Source organism: Bradyrhizobium sp. SZCCHNS3052 (assembly GCF_032484495.1).
GTDB lineage: Bacteria > Pseudomonadota > Alphaproteobacteria > Rhizobiales > Xanthobacteraceae > Bradyrhizobium.
The window spans coordinates 250520-265840 of record NZ_JAUETB010000003.1 but is presented as its reverse complement, the minus strand read 5'-3'; the positions used below and the strand labels follow the sequence as shown (position 1 = coordinate 265840).

Genomic DNA, 15321 nt, shown 5'->3' with positions numbered 1-15321 from the left:
CGCTATTTCACCATCGCGCCATAGACGATGTCCTGCACCTGCTCGCGATAATATTTGCGCAAGTCCCCGGGCGCCGCCGTGCCGACCACGACGACGAGACGCTCCCTGGGATCGCAGAAGAACTGCGTGCCATAGGCGCCGTTCCAGCTGAACTCACCGGGATTGCCGGGCACCGCCGACAGGCCCTCGCTGACGCGCACGGCGACGCCGAGCCCGAAGCTGAAGCCGGCGCGATGCGGCTCCACATTGGCGACGGTGTTCTTGATCTCGGGCCCGAGATGGTTGGAGGTCATGTGGTGCACCGTCTTCGGACTCAGGATGCGCGCGCCGTCGAGCTCGCCGCCATTGAGCAGCATCTGGCCGAAGCGGACGTAGTCGCCGATGGTGGCGAACGAGCAGACGCCGCCGCAGTCCGACTTGGTCGGCGTGTCCAGCAGCTTGATCGCCTGCGGCTTGCCGGTCAGCGGATTGTTCGGAAACGGATGCGCCAGCCGCGGGCGCTGTGCGTCGGTCGGCGCGAACGTCGCATCGGCCATGCCGAGCGGCTTCCAGAGATTGGCCGACAGATATTCCCCGAGCCGCTGCTCGCTGACCTTCTCGATCACGGCGCCGAGCACGTCGATGGAGAAGCCGTATTCGAACTGCGTGCCGGGCTGATGCGCCAGCGGCAGCTTGGTGATGCGCTCGATGAACGCCTGGGTGTCGCCTTCGATCGCAGGCGCGGTGCCGTCGGGATAGAGCCGCGCCACCGCGCTCGAGCTGTCCGGCCGGCCGCCATACATCAGGCCCGAGGTGTGGCGGTAGAGATCATGGATCAGGATGGGGCGGGCCTGCGGCACCAGCAGCAGCGCTCCGTTCTCCTGGGTGACGCCGACCTTCATGTCGGCGAATGCCGGATAGTAGTCGGCGAGCCTGGCCTGCAGCGGCAGCCGCCCCTGCTCCATCAGCATCAGCCCGCCGACCGCAGTCATCGGCTTGGTCATCGAGGCCAGGGCGAAGATCGCGTCGAGCGGCATCGGCGTGCCCTTGACCGGATCGAGCTGGCCGTAGGCCTTGTAATGCACGAGCTTGCCGTCACGCGCGATCGCCACGACGGCGCCGGGCACGCGCTTGGCGGCGATCTCGCGAGCGAAGAAATCATCCATGCGTGCGAGACCCGCCGGCGAGAAGCCGACCTCGTCGGGCTTGGCTTCCGGCAGCGGCGCGGCCGCGAGCTGCGTGATGATCATGGTGAAGGCTGTGGCTACGGCCGCCTTGAGCAGCGTCTTCATGCGCACTCCCTGATGCGCGGACGATCCCGTTTGTCGCCACGGGATTCAATGGCTCCGCCTGGACAATGAGTAGAGGACACAGGGAGGAACGACAAGCGGTCGCAACACGATCGCATCGCGATGACGTGATCGGCCTCGCTGCCGCACAACGGCGTATCCGCGCGACCAATCGGAGGGGGACGGGCGAGACCGCTGACACGCGAGATCACGCATGCTGAGGACGATCGGACTCATCCTTCACACGCTCTGGGCCATCTGTACGCTTGCGACGGGAGCCTTCGTCGGTGCAACCGTCGGCTTTCATTCGGGGGGCTGGATCGGTTCCGTCGTCCTCGGCCTCGTCGGTCTGGTCATCGGCGCAGTGGCTGCTGCATTGCCGTTGCAAGCCATCGCGCTGATCTTGGGAGGCCTTTGATTTCTGGTCGGAACCGTTGCCCTTGCGAGAAGTTGCCTGCTCTCGTTCGAACGGACCCAGCGCCATGACCGGACCCGAACTCGCCAATCACTATCGCGCCTACATCGTGTGCCTGAATGCGCAGGCTTGGCCGGTGCTCGGCGATTTCGTGCACGAGCATGTCGTCCACAACGGCCGGCAGATCGGACTTGCCGGCTATCGCGACATGCTGATCGGCAACTTCGCCGACATCCCCGACCTTCGTTTCAACATCGGCCTGCTGCTATCCGACCCGCCGCGCGTCGCGAGCCGGCTGGACTTCGACTGCACGCCGCGTGGCGCGTTTCTCGGGCTGCCGGTCAACGGCCGGCGGGTCGCCTTCACGGAGAACGTGTTCTACGAATTCCGCGACGGCAGGATCGCGGAGGTGTGGTCGGTGATCGACAAGGCGGCGATGGAGGCGCAGCTGTGACATCATCATTCCAGGCGTTGAAGGACACGGAATGATGATGACAGATGCGGGCCAGCACACCTGTCGCAACCGAAAGAAATGCGGGCCCGACACGCGCCAGATTGTCGATTGCTACTTCGGTCGTGGCGGAGCTACAAGATCGATCGTCCAAGTTCGCGTGTTAGCAAGTTCACCCGAGACTTCGGCCCCGACGACAAATATTTGGAACTTTCCTCCAGCATTCACATTCGATGTGGCGGTAGAACTATCGTTGCACGTGATCGTCTGTCCTGCGACGAACGCCGGCGCCTGCTCTTGGAAGCAAGACAGCACACCTACATCGACAATATTTCTCTTCCGACAATTGACACTGTTGTCGACGTGGATATTGCGGACACCTTCCATACCGCGCTTACGTCCGGCCTTCTTCTCATACCCGCCGCCGAACTTCCCAAAAAAGTCGATTCCACCGGAAATTTTTCGAGAAACAACGTCTTCACCACTTACATTGATTGCGGCAACCATGCGAACGGCCGGCGGCACAGGACTTGAGCGGGCTAATAGCTTAGCCACCTGACCGAGCTCGCACTTGATGGAGTTATCTATGACGCCGATGTCATAGCGATACACCGCTTGCGATTGTGCACTTGCTGTGGAGGCGCCGAAGACGACTGCGACCAACACGCTCAAAAGGCATTTCACTGGAGTCCTCCCAAAATAAAAAAACACACCCAACCAATAAAATGTACAACGGAACAAATAACAACTTCAAGCTGCTCCAACCTCGTCGCTAGACCAGTGACGGATGAGGAGAATCCTGATAGCAATACGTAAATCGAAGCCGCGGAGAAGAACTGCGGCCAAGACGAAAGCCAAAGGCCATCTGCGTTGACAACGCCGCCCTTTGCGGCCGTTCGCTCTGATGCCGGCCCCGAGATACCCCTACCCGATCGCCACACCACCGCCGATGGTGCGGTTCAGCACCTGTGTGGTGCGCTCGATGCGCTCGGCGGCGGCGTTCAGCGCCTTCGCCACCGCGACCTGCGTGGCACGGGCGCGGTCGCTGGCCTGGTTGCGGACGTTGCGCAGGCCTTCGAGCTCCTGCTCCAGCACCTGGACGCGCTGATTGGCATCGATCAGCTCATCGCACACGGTGAGCGCCGCCATCACGGTGAGCCGGGCGTCGCCGATCTCGCCGAACTTGCCGCGCAGATTGGTGATGCGCGTCTCGAGACTCTCCGCGAGCTTCAGCAGCCGCAGCTCCTGGCCCTCCTCGCAGGCCATGCGATATTGACGGCCGTTGATGGTGACGTTGATGTGGCTCATTCCTCGTCCTCATCATCATGGGCGGCGTCCTGCCCGTCGCCGCCAGCGAGCACCGCGCGGATGGTGCCGATCGCGGTGTCCAGGCGTTCGGCGATCTCGCGGTTGGTGCGCTCGAGCCGGCGCGTCTTCATCAGGGAGCCGTCGAGCTCGTCGGCGAGACGCGAGCGGTCGGCGCCGAGCGCCTGGATGCGCGTCGCCAGCTCGTCCTCGTCACGATCCGCCTCGCGCCGCCGCTCGACCGCGCTCTCCAGCGCGTCGAGGGCCGTCATCAGTCGCCGCGTCGCCGCCTCGAGATCGGCGGCGCCGGGTTCCACCTGGCCGGTAAGATTGGCAGGGTGATCGTTCATGGCACGGATGCGAGGCCCTCGGAGCAAGCGGGATGCGACAAAAGCGCTGTCCGGCAAGCGGTTACGGGCAAAATCTTACGTGGTGGGCGAGCCAAGCGCAACGCTCGGCCGAAACTATGCACTACTAAGCAACTTTTGGGAGGTTCCCGGCGTTGCAGAACCTTTGATTCCCGGAACCGAGGTGCTAATCAGCCCGCAAAATCCCGGCCCGCCAGCAATACCGGCGGCGCTCCTGTCATCAGCATTTCACGTTTGGACGGATTCCAGCATGACGCAGGTCGATCATTCCCGCATGGCCAACGCCATCCGCGGGCTCGCAATGGACGCCGTCGAAAAGGCGAAATCGGGCCATCCTGGCCTGCCGATGGGCGCGGCGGACGTCGCCACCGTGCTGTTCACCCGCGTGCTGAAATACGATGCCGCAGCGCCCGCCTGGCCGGATCGCGACCGCTTCGTGCTGTCGGCCGGCCACGGCTCGATGCTGCTCTATGCGCTGCTGTATCTGACCGGCAACGAGGAGATGACGCTCGACCAGATCAAGCGCTTCCGCCAGGTCGGTTCGCTCACCCCCGGCCATCCGGAGAATTTCCGCACCAAGGGCATCGAGACCACCACCGGCCCGCTCGGCCAGGGCATCTCCACCGCGGTCGGCATGGCGCTGGCCGAGAAGATGCTGCAGGCCGAATACGGCAAGAAGATCGTCGACCACCACACCTATGTGCTGGCCTCCGACGGCGACCTGATGGAGGGCATCTCCCAGGAAGCGATCGCGATGGCCGGGCACTGGAAGCTCAACAAGCTGATCGTGCTGTGGGACGACAACGGCATCTCGATCGACGGCCCGCTGTCGATCGCCGACTCGGTCGACCAGGTGAAGCGCTTCAAGGCGTGCGGCTGGGCCGCCGAGCTGATCGACGGCCATGATCCCGAGGCGATTGCGGCCGCGATCGCGCGGGCGCAGAAGTCGTCGAAGCCGTCGCTGATCGCCTGCAAGACCACCATCGGCTACGGCGCGCCGACCAAGGCCGGCACCTCCAAGGTGCATGGCGAGGCGCTCGGCGCGGAGGAATTGAAGGGCGCCAAGGAGAAGCTCGGCATTTCGCAGGAGCCGTTCTCCGTGCCCGACGACGTGCTCGCCGCCTGGCGCGAGGCCGGCCGCCGCGGCGCAACCGCACGGGCGGAGTGGGAGACCCGGCTCGGCGAGATGGGCCCGCGCAAGCGCGCCGAGTTCGAACGGCGGCTGCGCCACGAGCGGCCCGCCGCGCTGGCGAAGGCGCTGAAGGACCACAAGAAGGCGCTGCTGGAGACCCCGCTCAACGTCGCCACCCGCAAATCGTCGGAGGCCGCGATCGAGGTGATCGCAGCCGCCATGCCGTTCGAGTTCGTGGCCGGCTCCGCCGACCTCACCGGCTCCAACAACAACAAGGCGAAGTCGGCCGTCTCGTTCTCGGCCAAGACGCCGAAGGGACGCTTCATCCATTACGGCATCCGCGAGCACGGCATGGCCGCCTGCATGAACGGCATCTTCCTGCATGGCGGCTTCGCGCCGAACGGCGCCACCTTCCTGGTGTTCTCGGACTACGCGCGCGGTGCTATGCGCCTGTCGGCGCTGATGGGCGCGGGCGTCGTCTATGTGCTGACGCATGATTCGATCGGCCTCGGCGAGGACGGCCCGACGCACCAGCCGGTCGAGCATCTGGCCGCGCTGCGCGCGATCCCCAACATGCGCGTGTTCCGGCCGTGCGACGCGGTCGAGACCGCCGAATGCTGGGAGCTGGCGCTGAACCGCACCAACGGCCCGACGGTGCTGGCGCTGACGCGGCAGAACCTGCCGCAGCTGCGCACCAATGCGCCGACGGACAATCCGTGCAGCCGGGGCGGCTACGAGCTCGTCGCCGCGCAAGGCGAGGCCAAGGTGTCGCTGTTCGCGACCGGCTCCGAGGTCGAGATCGCCGTGGCCGCGCAGAAGCAGCTCGCCGAGCGTGGCATCCCAGCCCGCGTCGTCTCGGTGCCGTCGCTGGAGGTGCTGCTCGAGCAGCCGGCCGAGGCCAGGGCCAAGATCATCGGCAACGCTCCGGTCAAGATCGCCATCGAGGCCGCGGTGCGCTGGGGCTGGGATGCGGTGATCGGCCAGGACGGCATCTTCATCGGCATGCATTCGTTCGGCGAGAGCGGCCCGGCCAAGGAGCTCTACAAGCATTTCGGCATCACCGCCGAGGCGGCTGTCGCGGCGGCCGTACAGCGGCTGGCGTAAAGCCCACTCGATCCTGCGCGGCGGTTCACCAAATCAGGAGCGCCGCGCGAACATGATTCGCGACGGTTGAGCGAGCGCAAAAAAAGGACTACGAAAGGGCCATATCGTCCGCTCGCGCCCGGCAGAACCGGGCGTCAACAGGTCCAAACCCTCGTAGAGCCCTTGCCAGGGGCCGGCTGCGAGGGACGAGAAACGTCATTGAAGGAGACGAAAATGGCAGTCCGGGTCGGGATCAACGGGTTTGGCCGCATCGGCCGCAACGTTCTGCGCGCCATCGCGGAATCGGGTCGCAAGGACATCGTGGTGGTCGGCATCAACGATCTCGGCCCGGTCGAGACCAACGCCCACCTGCTGCGCTTCGACAGCGTGCACGGCCGCTTCCCCCATACCGTGACCGTCGACGGCGACACGATCGATATCGGCAACGGCAAGATCAAGGTCACCGCCGAGCGTGATCCGTCGAAGCTGCCCTGGAAGGACCTCGGCGTCGACATCGCGCTGGAATGCACCGGCATCTTCACCTCCAAGGACAAGGCCTCCGCGCATCTGACCGCCGGCGCCAAGCGCGTGCTGGTCTCGGCCCCGGCCGACGGCGCCGACGCCACCATCGTCTACGGCGTCAATCACACGACGCTGACCAAGGATCACCTCGTCGTCTCCAACGGCTCCTGCACCACCAACTGTCTGGCGCCGATCGCCAAGGTGCTGAACGACACCGTCGGCATCGAGACCGGCTTCATGACCACGATCCACGCCTACACCGGCGACCAGCCGACACTCGACACCATGCACAAGGATCTCTATCGCGGCCGCGCGGCGGCGATGTCGATGATCCCGACCTCGACCGGCGCGGCCAAGGCGATCGGCCTGGTGCTGCCCGATCTGAAGGGCAAGCTCGACGGCGTCGCGATCCGGGTGCCGACGCCGAACGTCTCGGTGGTGGATCTCAAGATCGTCGCCAAGCGCAACACCGATCCGAAGGAAATCAACGAGGCGATGAAGCGCGCCGCCGAGCAGGAGCTCAAGGGCGTGCTCGGCTACACCACCGCGCCGAACGTCTCGATCGACTTCAACCACGATCCGCACTCCTCGACGTTCCACATGGACCAGACCAAGGTCATGAACGGCAACCTCGTGCGCGTGATGTCCTGGTACGACAACGAGTGGGGCTTCTCCAACCGCATGGCCGACACCGCCGTCGCGATCGGCAAGCTGCTGTAACCACCTGCCAGTCATTCCGGGGCGATGCGCAGCATCGAACCCGGAATCTCGAGATTCCGGGTGCGGTCCTGCGGACCGCCCCGGAATGACGACTGAGGAAGCGCGATGACCCTTCCCAACTGGCTTGGAATCCCCGGCGCGCTGCTGCTGATCGGCTTGATTGCCTATGGTTTCCGCCAAGGCATGCGGGTGACGACGAAGCAGGAAGGCGATCCGCCGGAAAACACCAACGGCTACAATCAGCCCTGATAGTCCCTCGTTCAACGGTGGCTTCAATGAAACAATTCCGCACCCTCGACGACGTCGATGTCAAAGGCAAACGCGTGCTGCTGCGCGTCGACCTCAACGTGCCCATGGAGAATGGCCACGTCAGCGATGCGACGCGCCTGGAGCGCGTCGCGCCGACCATCAATGAGATCGCGACCAAGGGCGGCAAGGTCATCCTGCTCGCGCATTTCGGCCGGCCGAAGGGGCGCGATGCCAAGGACTCGCTGAAGCCGGTCGCCACTGCGCTCTCGCAGGTGATCAAGCGTCCTGTCGCCTTTGCCGACGACTGCATCGGCGAGCCGGCGGCGACCGCCATCGCCGCGATGAAGGACGGCGACGTGCTGTGCCTGGAGAACACGCGCTTCCACAAGGAGGAAGAGAAGAACGATCCGGCGTTCGTCGCCGAGCTCGCCAAGCTCGGTGACATCTGGGTCAACGACGCCTTCTCCGCCGCGCACCGCGCCCACGCCTCGACCGAAGGCCTCGGCCACAAGCTGCCGGCCTATGCCGGCCGCACCATGCAGGCCGAGCTCGACGCGCTCGACAAGGCGCTGGGACGGCCGGCCAAGCCGGTCATCGCGATCGTCGGCGGCGCCAAGGTCTCCACCAAGATCGACCTGCTGGAAAACCTCGTCACCAAGGTCGATGCGCTGGTGATCGGCGGCGGCATGGCCAACACCTTCCTGCACGCCCAGGGCGTGCAGATCGGCAAGTCGCTGGCTGAGAAGGATCTCGCCGCCACCGCGCTCAGGATCATGGAGAAGGCCGAGGCCTCGAACTGCGCCATCATCCTGCCGGTGGATGCCACCGTCTCCTATCACTTCGCGGCCAACTCGCCGTCCTTCGCCTATGGTCTCGACGCCATCCCGCCGGACAGCATGATCCTCGACGTCGGCCCGCAGTCGACCGCCCGCATCCATGCCGCGATCGACGACGCCGCGACGCTGGTGTGGAACGGTCCGCTCGGCGCCTTCGAGCTGACCCCGTTCGACCGCGGCACGATGGTCGCCGCCAAGCACGCGGCCGAGCGCACCAAGGCCAAGAAGCTGGTTTCGGTGGCCGGCGGCGGCGATACCGTCGCCGCGCTCAACCAGGCCGGAGTTGCCTCGGACTTCACCTATGTCTCGACCGCCGGCGGCGCCTTCCTGGAGTGGATGGAAGGCAAGCCGCTGCCGGGCGTCGAGGTGCTGAAGGCCTGATCTTTCCACGCTTGTCGGCCATGGATGTTTCTGTTATGTTCCTTCCATGGCTGACACCCCGATAGACGCTGTGCACTCGATCCTGATCAAGATTCAGGAAAGCATCGTTGCGCTCCGGGCTGAGTTTCGATCTGAGCTTGGGTCGTTTAGGCAATCGACCGAGACGCGGTTCGATAGCTTGGAAACCTTGATCCGCAAGCAGCGTCGCGATTCCGCTGGCATGCTGGTCATGATGCGCGCGGCGGCGAGCGACTTCGACGAGCGGGTCAGCGCGGTCGAAGAGCGCATCGCGGCTCTCGAAGCCAGGAAGAGCTGAGTCGGCTCTTACGTGTCCGTTGCGACGGATTTGGCTGCTAACCTGTGAATGGCAGCTGACAGCCCGGGTCTGGTCGCCTGCGTCGCCCGCAACCCTTGGAATCTCCCGACCACCGCGTTATGCACGGTGCAGCAGTTTCGACACGTGCGTCAGCCGCCGCACCGTCCAATTCTTAATCAGGGAGTTCCAGCCATGGCTCGTATCACGTTGCGTCAATTGCTCGACCACGCGGCGGAAAATGACTACGGCGTCCCGGCCTTCAACATCAACAACATGGAGCAGGCGCTGGCGATCATGGAGGCGGCCAATGCGGTCGACGCGCCCGTCATCATCCAGGCCTCGCGCGGCGCCCGCTCCTATGCCAACGACGTCATGCTCAAGCACATGATGGACGCGGTCACCGAGATCTATCCGCACATTCCGGTGTGCGTGCATCTCGATCATGGCAACGGTCCCGACACCTGCATGACCGCGATCCAGTCCGGCTTCACTTCGGTGATGATGGACGGCTCGCTGAAGGCCGACGGCAAGACCCCGGCTGACTGGGACTACAATGTCGGCGTCACCAAGACGGTCGCCACCATGGCGCATCTCGGCGGCATCTCGGTCGAGGGCGAGCTCGGCGTGCTCGGCTCGCTCGAGACCGGAATGGGCGACAAGGAGGACGGCCACGGCGCCGAGGGCAAGCTGTCCCACGACCAGCTGCTGACCAATCCGGACGAGGCCGTGAAGTTCGTGCGCGAGACCCAGGTCGACGCGCTCGCGATCGCGATGGGAACGTCGCACGGTGCCTACAAGTTCACGCGCAAGCCGGACGGCGACATCCTCGCCATGAACGTGATCGAGGAGATCCACCGCAAGCTGCCGAACACGCATCTGGTGATGCACGGCTCGTCCTCGGTGCCGGAGGATCTGCAGGAGATCATCAACACCTATGGCGGCAAGATGAAGCCGACCTGGGGCGTGCCGGTCAGCGAGATCCAGCGCGGCATCAAGAACGGCGTCCGCAAGATCAACATCGACACCGACAACCGCATGGCGATGACCGGCCAGATCCGCAAGGTGCTGTCGGAGCACCCGGAGGAATTCGATCCGCGCAAGTACCTGAAGCCGGCGATGGAGGCGATGGCCAAGCTGTGCAAGCAGCGCCTGCAGGAGTTCAACACCGCCGGCCAGGCCTCGAAGATCAAGCGCGTGCTGACGACGGCCGAGATGGCCAAGCGCTACGCCAAGGGTGAGCTCGCCCCGAAGGTCGCGTGAGCGTTCGTCGTGTAGTTCGACCTTCGCCCTGAACTCGGTGTGCTCCCCTCCCCCTTGCGGGTAGGGCTATCGCATCTGGCGCTTTACGTCTTGCGCCCGCCTTTTTCCACTCCCTCATGGCCGGGCTTGTCCCGGCCATGAGGGAGTAACTCGTTGGCAGCAGCTCGTGCCGCGATTGCCGAATTTCGTCAAATGCGATCGCCCCGCCCGTACGGGGAGGGGAGCCGACTGCCGCTGAGTTGACAAGGTTGCCCCATCAGCAACCTCCCCTTCACCTCTCCGAGAGTCCGCCTCACCTGCGGCCAATGTTTGCTCGGCAACCGCCCGAGAACCGTCTATTTTGATGGGCAGGGCAGGTGCGTCTGGAGCCAAGCATGAACCTCTCCGCACTGAACACCACGGCCCTTGCCATGGTCGCGCCGGGCAAGGGCATTCTCGCCGCCGATGAATCCACCGGGACGATCAAGAAGCGCTTCGATGCCATCAAGGTCGAATCGACCGAACAGAACCGCCGCGACTATCGCGAGATGCTGTTCCGCAGCGCAGGCATGTCGTTCATTTCCGGCGTCATTCTCTATGACGAAACCATCCGGCAGAACGCCGCCGACGGCACCCCGCTGGTGAAGCTGATCGAAGCGGCCGGCGCCATTCCCGGCATCAAGGTCGACGAGGGAACGCAACCGCTGCCCGGCTGCCCCGGCGAGCGGGTCACGGCCGGGCTCGACAGGCTTGCGGATCGGCTGGCGACGTACTACGCGCTGGGTGCGCGCTTCGCCAAATGGCGGGCCGTGATCGATATCGACAAGGACAACATCCCTTCGATGACAGCGATCCATGTCAACGCGCATGCGCTCGGCCGCTATGCCGCCCTGTGCCAGGCCGCGAACATCGTGCCGATCGTCGAACCGGAGGTGCTGATGGACGGCGATCATGATATCGCTCGCTGCTTCGACGTCACGCGCCGCGTCCTGAACGAGGTGTTTCGTGAATTGCGCATCCAGCGCGTCGCGTTGGAAGGCATGATCCTGAAGCCCAACATGGCGGTCCCGGGCAAGCAATCGCCGGACCAGGCCGGGGTGCAGGAGGTCGCCGAAAGGACCGTCCAACTGCTGAAGGAATGCGTGCCTGCGGCGGTGCCCGGCATCGCCTTCCTGTCCGGCGGACAATCCGACGAGAGCGCGACCGCGCATCTCGACGCGATGAACCGGCTCGGTCCGCTGCCCTGGAGGCTGACCTTCTCCTATGGCCGTGCGTTGCAGGCCGCGCCGCAACAGGCATGGGCCGGCAAGGCGGCGAACGTCGCTACCGGCCAGCGGGCCTTCACCCACCGCGCTCGCATGAACGCGCTTGCCAGCCGCGGCCAGTGGACCGCCGCGCTCGAGAAAGAGGCCGCCTAGTGTCCGGCAAGACGACATCCGCGCGGCCCGCGCCGCGCCTGTATCTAGCAACGCCGGTCGTGACCGACGCGGCGGCGCTGGCCGCCGGCCTGCCGGCGATCCTCGCCAGCGCCGATGTGGCGGCGGTGCTGGTGCGGCTGAAGGAGAGCGATCCGCGCAGCATGATCACGACGGTCAAGACGCTGGCGCCGGCGATCCAGGGCGCCGGTGCGGCGCTGCTGATCGACGGCCATCCCGACATCGTGGCCCGCGCCGGCGCCGATGGCGCGCATCTGACCGGCGTCGCCGCGCTGGAAGAGGCGCTGCCCGGCCTGAAGCCGGACCGCATCGCCGGCTGCGGCGGCCTGTCGACACGGCATGATTCGATGCGTGCCGGCGAGCTTGGCGCCGACTATGTGCTGTTCGGCGAGCGCGACGCGCAGGGCCGGCGGCCCTCGCCGGATGCCGTCAACGAGCGCCTGGCCTGGTGGGCCGAGCTGTTCGAGCCGCCCTGCGTCGGCTATGCGATCTCGCTCAAGGAAGCCGCGGACTTCGTCGCCGCGGGAGCCGATTTCGTGCTGGTCGACGACCTCGTCTGGAACGACGCCCGCGGTCCGGCCGCCGCTCTTGACGAGATCAGCGCCGCGATCCGGAGCGCGCATACGGCCGTGCTGGCCGACGCGCCGGGACAGAGCTGAACGGCCGCCGATGACGATCCTGCGCCTGACATGTGTTGTTGCTGCGCTCGCCATGGCGACGACGGGCGCGGCCGCGCAGATCTCGTTGACGCCGCCTGCTCAGCAGCCGCCGACGGAAAAGCCCAAGCCGGTCGAAAGGCCGGCGGAGAGGCCCAAGCCGCCGGCACCGTCCGCTGCGAAGAAGCCAGCCCCTGCCCCGTCGGCCAAGCCGGCCGCCCCGGCGCCGGCCGCGACGCCACAGCCCGCCGCCAATGATCCCAATGTCGACGTGGTCTACGGCGCCTATCAGCGCGGCCAGTACAAGACCGCGTTCGATCTGGCGTCGCCGCGCGCCCAGGCCGGCGACCCCAAGGCCATGGCGATGCTCGGCCAGCTCTACGAAAACGCCATGGGCATCCGCCGCGACTACGACAAGGCGGCGATCTGGTACAAACGCGCCGCCGAGGCCGGCGACCGCGAAGCGATGTTCGCGCTGGCGATGATGCGGCTGGCCGGGCGCGGCGGCCCTGTCGACAAGCTCGAGGCGGTCAAGCTGCTGGCCTCCGCCGCCAAGCTCGGCGAGCCCAAGGCGGCCTACAATCTCGCGCTGCTCTATCTCGACGGCCAGACCTTTCCGCAGGACCTCAGACGCTCGGCCGAGCTGCTGCGCCTTGCTGCGGATGCCGGCAACGCCGAGGCGCAATACGCGCTAGCGACCTTCTACAAGGAAGGAACCGGCGTGCCGAAAGACCTCGAGAAGGCCGCCCAATTGCTGAAGGCGGCCGCGGTCGCCGACAATATCGACGCCGAGGTCGAATACGCGATCGCGCTGTTCAACGGCACCGGCGTGCCGAAGGACCAGCCCGCGGCAATCGCGCTGCTGCGCAGGGCCGCGCGGCAGAACAGCCCGGTCGCCCAGAACCGACTGGCATGGGTGCTGCTGTATGGAATCGCCACCCAGATGGACAAGGTCGAGGCCTACAAATGGCACCTGGTGGCCAAGACAGCCGGCAAGGGCGATCCCAAGCTCGACGAGAAATTCGCCGACATGCCCCCCGAAGACCGCGCCAAGGGCGAACAGGCCGCCAAGCGCTGGCTGGGCACCATCAAGTGATCGGCCGCTGATCCGGCCTTGACGCGGCGGCCCCGGCAGGGCACCCACAGCCAGCCATTTCACCCGCCTTCGTCCGCTTCCGGGGAAGGCGCGCACCGCGAGGTGCGGTCAGCCCAGCGCATCGAGCTCATGATCCATTCCGCCCTCATCAATGTCATGGTCAAGGCCGCGCGCCGCGCCGGCCGCAACCTCAAGCGCGATCTCGGCGAGATCGAGCACCTGCAGGTGTCGCTGAAGGGCCCGGCGAACTTCGTCTCCCGCGCCGACAAGAAAGCCGAGGAGATGCTGTACGAGGACCTCTCGAAGGCCCGGCCCGGCTACGGCTTTCTCGGCGAGGAAGGCGGCAAGCGGGAAGGCAGCGACAAGTCGCACACCTGGATCGTCGATCCGCTCGACGGCACCACCAACTTCCTGCACGGCATCCCGCAATTCGCGATCTCGATCGCGCTCCAGCGCGAGGACACCGTGATCGCCGGCGTGATCTACAATCCCGCCAATGACGAGCTCTACATCGCCGAGCGCGGCAAGGGCGCGTTCCTCAACGACCAGCGGCTGCGCGTCGCCGCACGGCGCCAGCTCCATGAATGCGTCATCGCCTGCGGCCTGCCGCATATCGGCCGCGGCGACCACCAGCTGTTCCTGCGCGAGATGACCTCGCTGCAGGTCAAGGTCGCAGGGCTCCGCCGCTTCGGCGCCGCCTCGCTCGACCTCGCCTTCGTCGCCGCCGGTCGCTTCGACGCCTATTGGGAACGCGACCTGCAGCCCTGGGACATCGCGGCCGGCCTGATCATGGTGCGCGAGGCCGGCGGCACCGTGTCGGGCATCGACGGCAAGGAGGACGCGCTGGCGACCGGGCACGTCGTGTGCGGCAACGAGGTCATTCACCGCGAGCTCGTGAAGGTGCTGAAGGCGGCGGCGTAGCTTTGATTCTGCGCGGCCACGCCGTTCGCACCGCTCGCTTCACATACGGTGTCGTCCCGGCCTTGAGCCGGGACCCATAACCACCGGCTGTTCTGATGGAGCGAGATGGGGCGACCTGCGCGCCTCAAACATCTCCCTGGGGGTATGGGTCCCGGATCTGCGCGCATACGCGCGCTTCTCCGGGACGACGCCGAGGATGGAGTTGGCGGCCGAGCTCTACCGCCGGAAAGCTATCTACAGCCTGAACGCTATCTGCGCCCGCTGGTGAACGCCTGCGGCGTCGCGCCGGGCAATGCCGGGGAATTGATGTCGCTGTCGACGCGGTCGGATGACTGGCCGGCATAGCTGAAGCCGAGCGACAGGCTGACATTGGATGTCGGCTTGAACTCGACGCCGCCATTGATCGCGTAGGCCGGCGTAGACGTCGAGCGTCCGTCGAATGTTGCGAACGGGCCGCCCAGGCCGGGATTGTATTTCAGCGTGTCGAAGCCGCCGTAGAGGCTGACGCCGCTCTTGAACGTGTAGCCGTATTGCGCGCCCTCGGTGGTATACGAGCCGAGTGCCCCATAGCGATTGACGATGTTCGGGCTCAGGCCGACTCCCGAAAGCGCCGCCCAATTGTTCGTCACGCTGTAGCGCCGCGAGAAGAAGCCGCTGTCGCTGCCGTTCGTCGTGAAGCTCGGAAAGTTGCCGTAGGAGTCGAGGCTGCCGGCATCGCTGAAGCCGACCGGCCAGCCCGGCAGCCAGTATTTCACGGGGCCCGACTGGGCGTGAGCCGCGTGGCTGACAAGGGAGAGACCAGCAAGCGCGATTGCGAAGACAGATTTGCGAGAGACCATCGACATGCCGTGACCGTTTACATGCTGTGGGAGCATACACGCGGAGAGTGGCGAACTCCAGCCGGCGTCGGTGGAGTTCCGTTCTCCC

Annotated in this window: 17 protein-coding genes; 12 read left to right on the top strand and 5 right to left on the bottom strand. The window is 65.6% G+C overall.

The genetic code is table 11. The features are described from left to right. Nucleotides 1-2: 2 nt before the first annotated feature. Nucleotides 3-1271: a serine hydrolase domain-containing protein gene (locus QX073_RS12800; RefSeq protein ID WP_316193526.1), complete on the bottom strand. Its 1269-nt coding sequence runs from the start codon at nt 1269-1271 to the stop codon at nt 3-5. A 211-nt stretch (nt 1272-1482) separates the two neighbouring features. Here QX073_RS12800 and QX073_RS12795 point away from each other — a divergent pair, with 211 nt between their 5' ends. Continuing rightward, on the top strand, nt 1483-1686 hold the full coding sequence (locus QX073_RS12795; RefSeq protein WP_316225848.1) for a hypothetical protein: 204 nt from the start codon (nt 1483-1485) through the stop codon (nt 1684-1686). 64 nt (nt 1687-1750) lie between these two features. Further along, complete coding sequence (locus QX073_RS12790; RefSeq protein WP_316225847.1) at nt 1751-2137, top strand: ester cyclase; 387 nt, start codon at nt 1751-1753, stop codon at nt 2135-2137. A gap of 111 nt (nt 2138-2248) precedes the next feature. Here the strand turns inward: QX073_RS12790 and QX073_RS12785 are convergent, their stop codons facing one another. From QX073_RS12785 to QX073_RS12775, 3 genes are all read right to left on the bottom strand, one after another. Then, complete coding sequence (locus QX073_RS12785; protein ID WP_316225846.1) at nt 2249-2818, bottom strand: hypothetical protein; 570 nt, start codon at nt 2816-2818, stop codon at nt 2249-2251. Between the two features lie 240 nt (nt 2819-3058). Beyond that, nucleotides 3059-3442 carry a cell division protein ZapA gene (locus QX073_RS12780; protein WP_284423241.1) on the bottom strand — a complete coding sequence of 128 codons (384 nt, stop codon included), beginning with the start codon at nt 3440-3442 and terminating at the stop codon, nt 3059-3061. Continuing rightward, nucleotides 3439-3789, bottom strand: coding sequence for a DUF4164 domain-containing protein (locus QX073_RS12775; RefSeq protein WP_315713913.1), 351 nt, complete (start codon nt 3787-3789; stop codon nt 3439-3441). Before QX073_RS12775 ends, QX073_RS12780 begins: the two co-directional genes overlap by 4 nt. 268 nt (nt 3790-4057) lie before the next feature. Between QX073_RS12775 and tkt the strand changes: the two genes are divergently transcribed. The 10 genes from tkt to QX073_RS12725 all read left to right on the top strand — a co-directional run bounded on the left by tkt (nt 4058) and on the right by QX073_RS12725 (nt 14394). Then, the gene (gene tkt / locus QX073_RS12770; RefSeq protein ID WP_316225845.1) at nt 4058-6043 is read left to right on the top strand and encodes a transketolase; all 1986 of its coding nucleotides are present in this window, start codon (nt 4058-4060) and stop codon (nt 6041-6043) included. A 213-nt stretch (nt 6044-6256) separates the two neighbouring features. Beyond that, nucleotides 6257-7264 carry a type I glyceraldehyde-3-phosphate dehydrogenase gene (gene gap, locus QX073_RS12765; protein ID WP_315752612.1) on the top strand — a complete coding sequence of 336 codons (1008 nt, stop codon included), beginning with the start codon at nt 6257-6259 and terminating at the stop codon, nt 7262-7264. Nucleotides 7265-7369: 105 nt separating this feature from the next. After that, the gene (locus tag QX073_RS12760) at nt 7370-7513 is read left to right on the top strand and encodes a hypothetical protein (RefSeq protein ID WP_315713910.1); all 144 of its coding nucleotides are present in this window, start codon (nt 7370-7372) and stop codon (nt 7511-7513) included. Nucleotides 7514-7539: 26 nt separating this feature from the next. After that, the gene (locus QX073_RS12755) at nt 7540-8730 is read left to right on the top strand and encodes a phosphoglycerate kinase (RefSeq protein WP_315826028.1); all 1191 of its coding nucleotides are present in this window, start codon (nt 7540-7542) and stop codon (nt 8728-8730) included. 46 nt (nt 8731-8776) lie between these two features. After that, nucleotides 8777-9046, top strand: coding sequence for a hypothetical protein (locus QX073_RS12750; protein WP_316225844.1), 270 nt, complete (start codon nt 8777-8779; stop codon nt 9044-9046). 192 nt (nt 9047-9238) lie between these two features. Continuing rightward, nucleotides 9239-10306: a class II fructose-bisphosphate aldolase gene (gene fba / locus QX073_RS12745; RefSeq protein WP_316225843.1), complete on the top strand. Its 1068-nt coding sequence runs from the start codon at nt 9239-9241 to the stop codon at nt 10304-10306. A gap of 374 nt (nt 10307-10680) precedes the next feature. After that, nucleotides 10681-11703 carry a class I fructose-bisphosphate aldolase gene (locus QX073_RS12740; protein ID WP_315826025.1) on the top strand — a complete coding sequence of 341 codons (1023 nt, stop codon included), beginning with the start codon at nt 10681-10683 and terminating at the stop codon, nt 11701-11703. Further along, the gene (locus QX073_RS12735) at nt 11703-12380 is read left to right on the top strand and encodes a thiamine phosphate synthase (RefSeq protein WP_316165770.1); all 678 of its coding nucleotides are present in this window, start codon (nt 11703-11705) and stop codon (nt 12378-12380) included. Before QX073_RS12740 ends, QX073_RS12735 begins: the two co-directional genes overlap by 1 nt. Nucleotides 12381-12390: 10 nt before the next feature. After that, the gene (locus QX073_RS12730) at nt 12391-13473 is read left to right on the top strand and encodes a tetratricopeptide repeat protein (RefSeq protein WP_316165772.1); all 1083 of its coding nucleotides are present in this window, start codon (nt 12391-12393) and stop codon (nt 13471-13473) included. Between the two features lie 129 nt (nt 13474-13602). After that, nucleotides 13603-14394 (top strand): inositol monophosphatase family protein, encoded by a 792-nt coding sequence (locus tag QX073_RS12725; protein ID WP_315713903.1) that lies wholly within the window; start codon nt 13603-13605, stop codon nt 14392-14394. A gap of 248 nt (nt 14395-14642) precedes the next feature. Here QX073_RS12725 and QX073_RS12720 read toward each other — a convergent pair whose 3' ends face one another. Continuing rightward, nucleotides 14643-15239, bottom strand: coding sequence for a hypothetical protein (locus QX073_RS12720; RefSeq protein ID WP_316201454.1), 597 nt, complete (start codon nt 15237-15239; stop codon nt 14643-14645). Between the last annotated feature and the right edge of the window lie 82 nt (nt 15240-15321).

Bases quoted from the DNA above. Each gene is read 5' to 3' on its own strand.
- QX073_RS12740 (WP_315826025.1), top strand. From the start codon at position 10,681: ATGAACCTCTCCGCACTGAACACCACGGCCCTTGCCATGGTCGCGCCG.
- QX073_RS12720 (WP_316201454.1), bottom strand. From the start codon at position 15,239: ATGTCGATGGTCTCTCGCAAATCTGTCTTCGCAATCGCGCTTGCTGGT.
- QX073_RS12795 (WP_316225848.1), top strand. From the start codon at position 1,483: ATGCTGAGGACGATCGGACTCATCCTTCACACGCTCTGGGCCATCTGT.
- QX073_RS12730 (WP_316165772.1), top strand. From the start codon at position 12,391: ATGACGATCCTGCGCCTGACATGTGTTGTTGCTGCGCTCGCCATGGCG.
- QX073_RS12780 (WP_284423241.1), bottom strand. From the start codon at position 3,442: ATGAGCCACATCAACGTCACCATCAACGGCCGTCAATATCGCATGGCC.
- QX073_RS12775 (WP_315713913.1), bottom strand. From the start codon at position 3,789: ATGAACGATCACCCTGCCAATCTTACCGGCCAGGTGGAACCCGGCGCC.
- fba (WP_316225843.1), top strand. From the start codon at position 9,239: ATGGCTCGTATCACGTTGCGTCAATTGCTCGACCACGCGGCGGAAAAT.
- gap (WP_315752612.1), top strand. From the start codon at position 6,257: ATGGCAGTCCGGGTCGGGATCAACGGGTTTGGCCGCATCGGCCGCAAC.
- QX073_RS12790 (WP_316225847.1), top strand. From the start codon at position 1,751: ATGACCGGACCCGAACTCGCCAATCACTATCGCGCCTACATCGTGTGC.
- QX073_RS12725 (WP_315713903.1), top strand. From the start codon at position 13,603: ATGATCCATTCCGCCCTCATCAATGTCATGGTCAAGGCCGCGCGCCGC.
- QX073_RS12750 (WP_316225844.1), top strand. From the start codon at position 8,777: ATGGCTGACACCCCGATAGACGCTGTGCACTCGATCCTGATCAAGATT.
- QX073_RS12800 (WP_316193526.1), bottom strand. From the start codon at position 1,271: ATGAAGACGCTGCTCAAGGCGGCCGTAGCCACAGCCTTCACCATGATC.
- QX073_RS12760 (WP_315713910.1), top strand. From the start codon at position 7,370: ATGACCCTTCCCAACTGGCTTGGAATCCCCGGCGCGCTGCTGCTGATC.
- tkt (WP_316225845.1), top strand. From the start codon at position 4,058: ATGACGCAGGTCGATCATTCCCGCATGGCCAACGCCATCCGCGGGCTC.
- QX073_RS12755 (WP_315826028.1), top strand. From the start codon at position 7,540: ATGAAACAATTCCGCACCCTCGACGACGTCGATGTCAAAGGCAAACGC.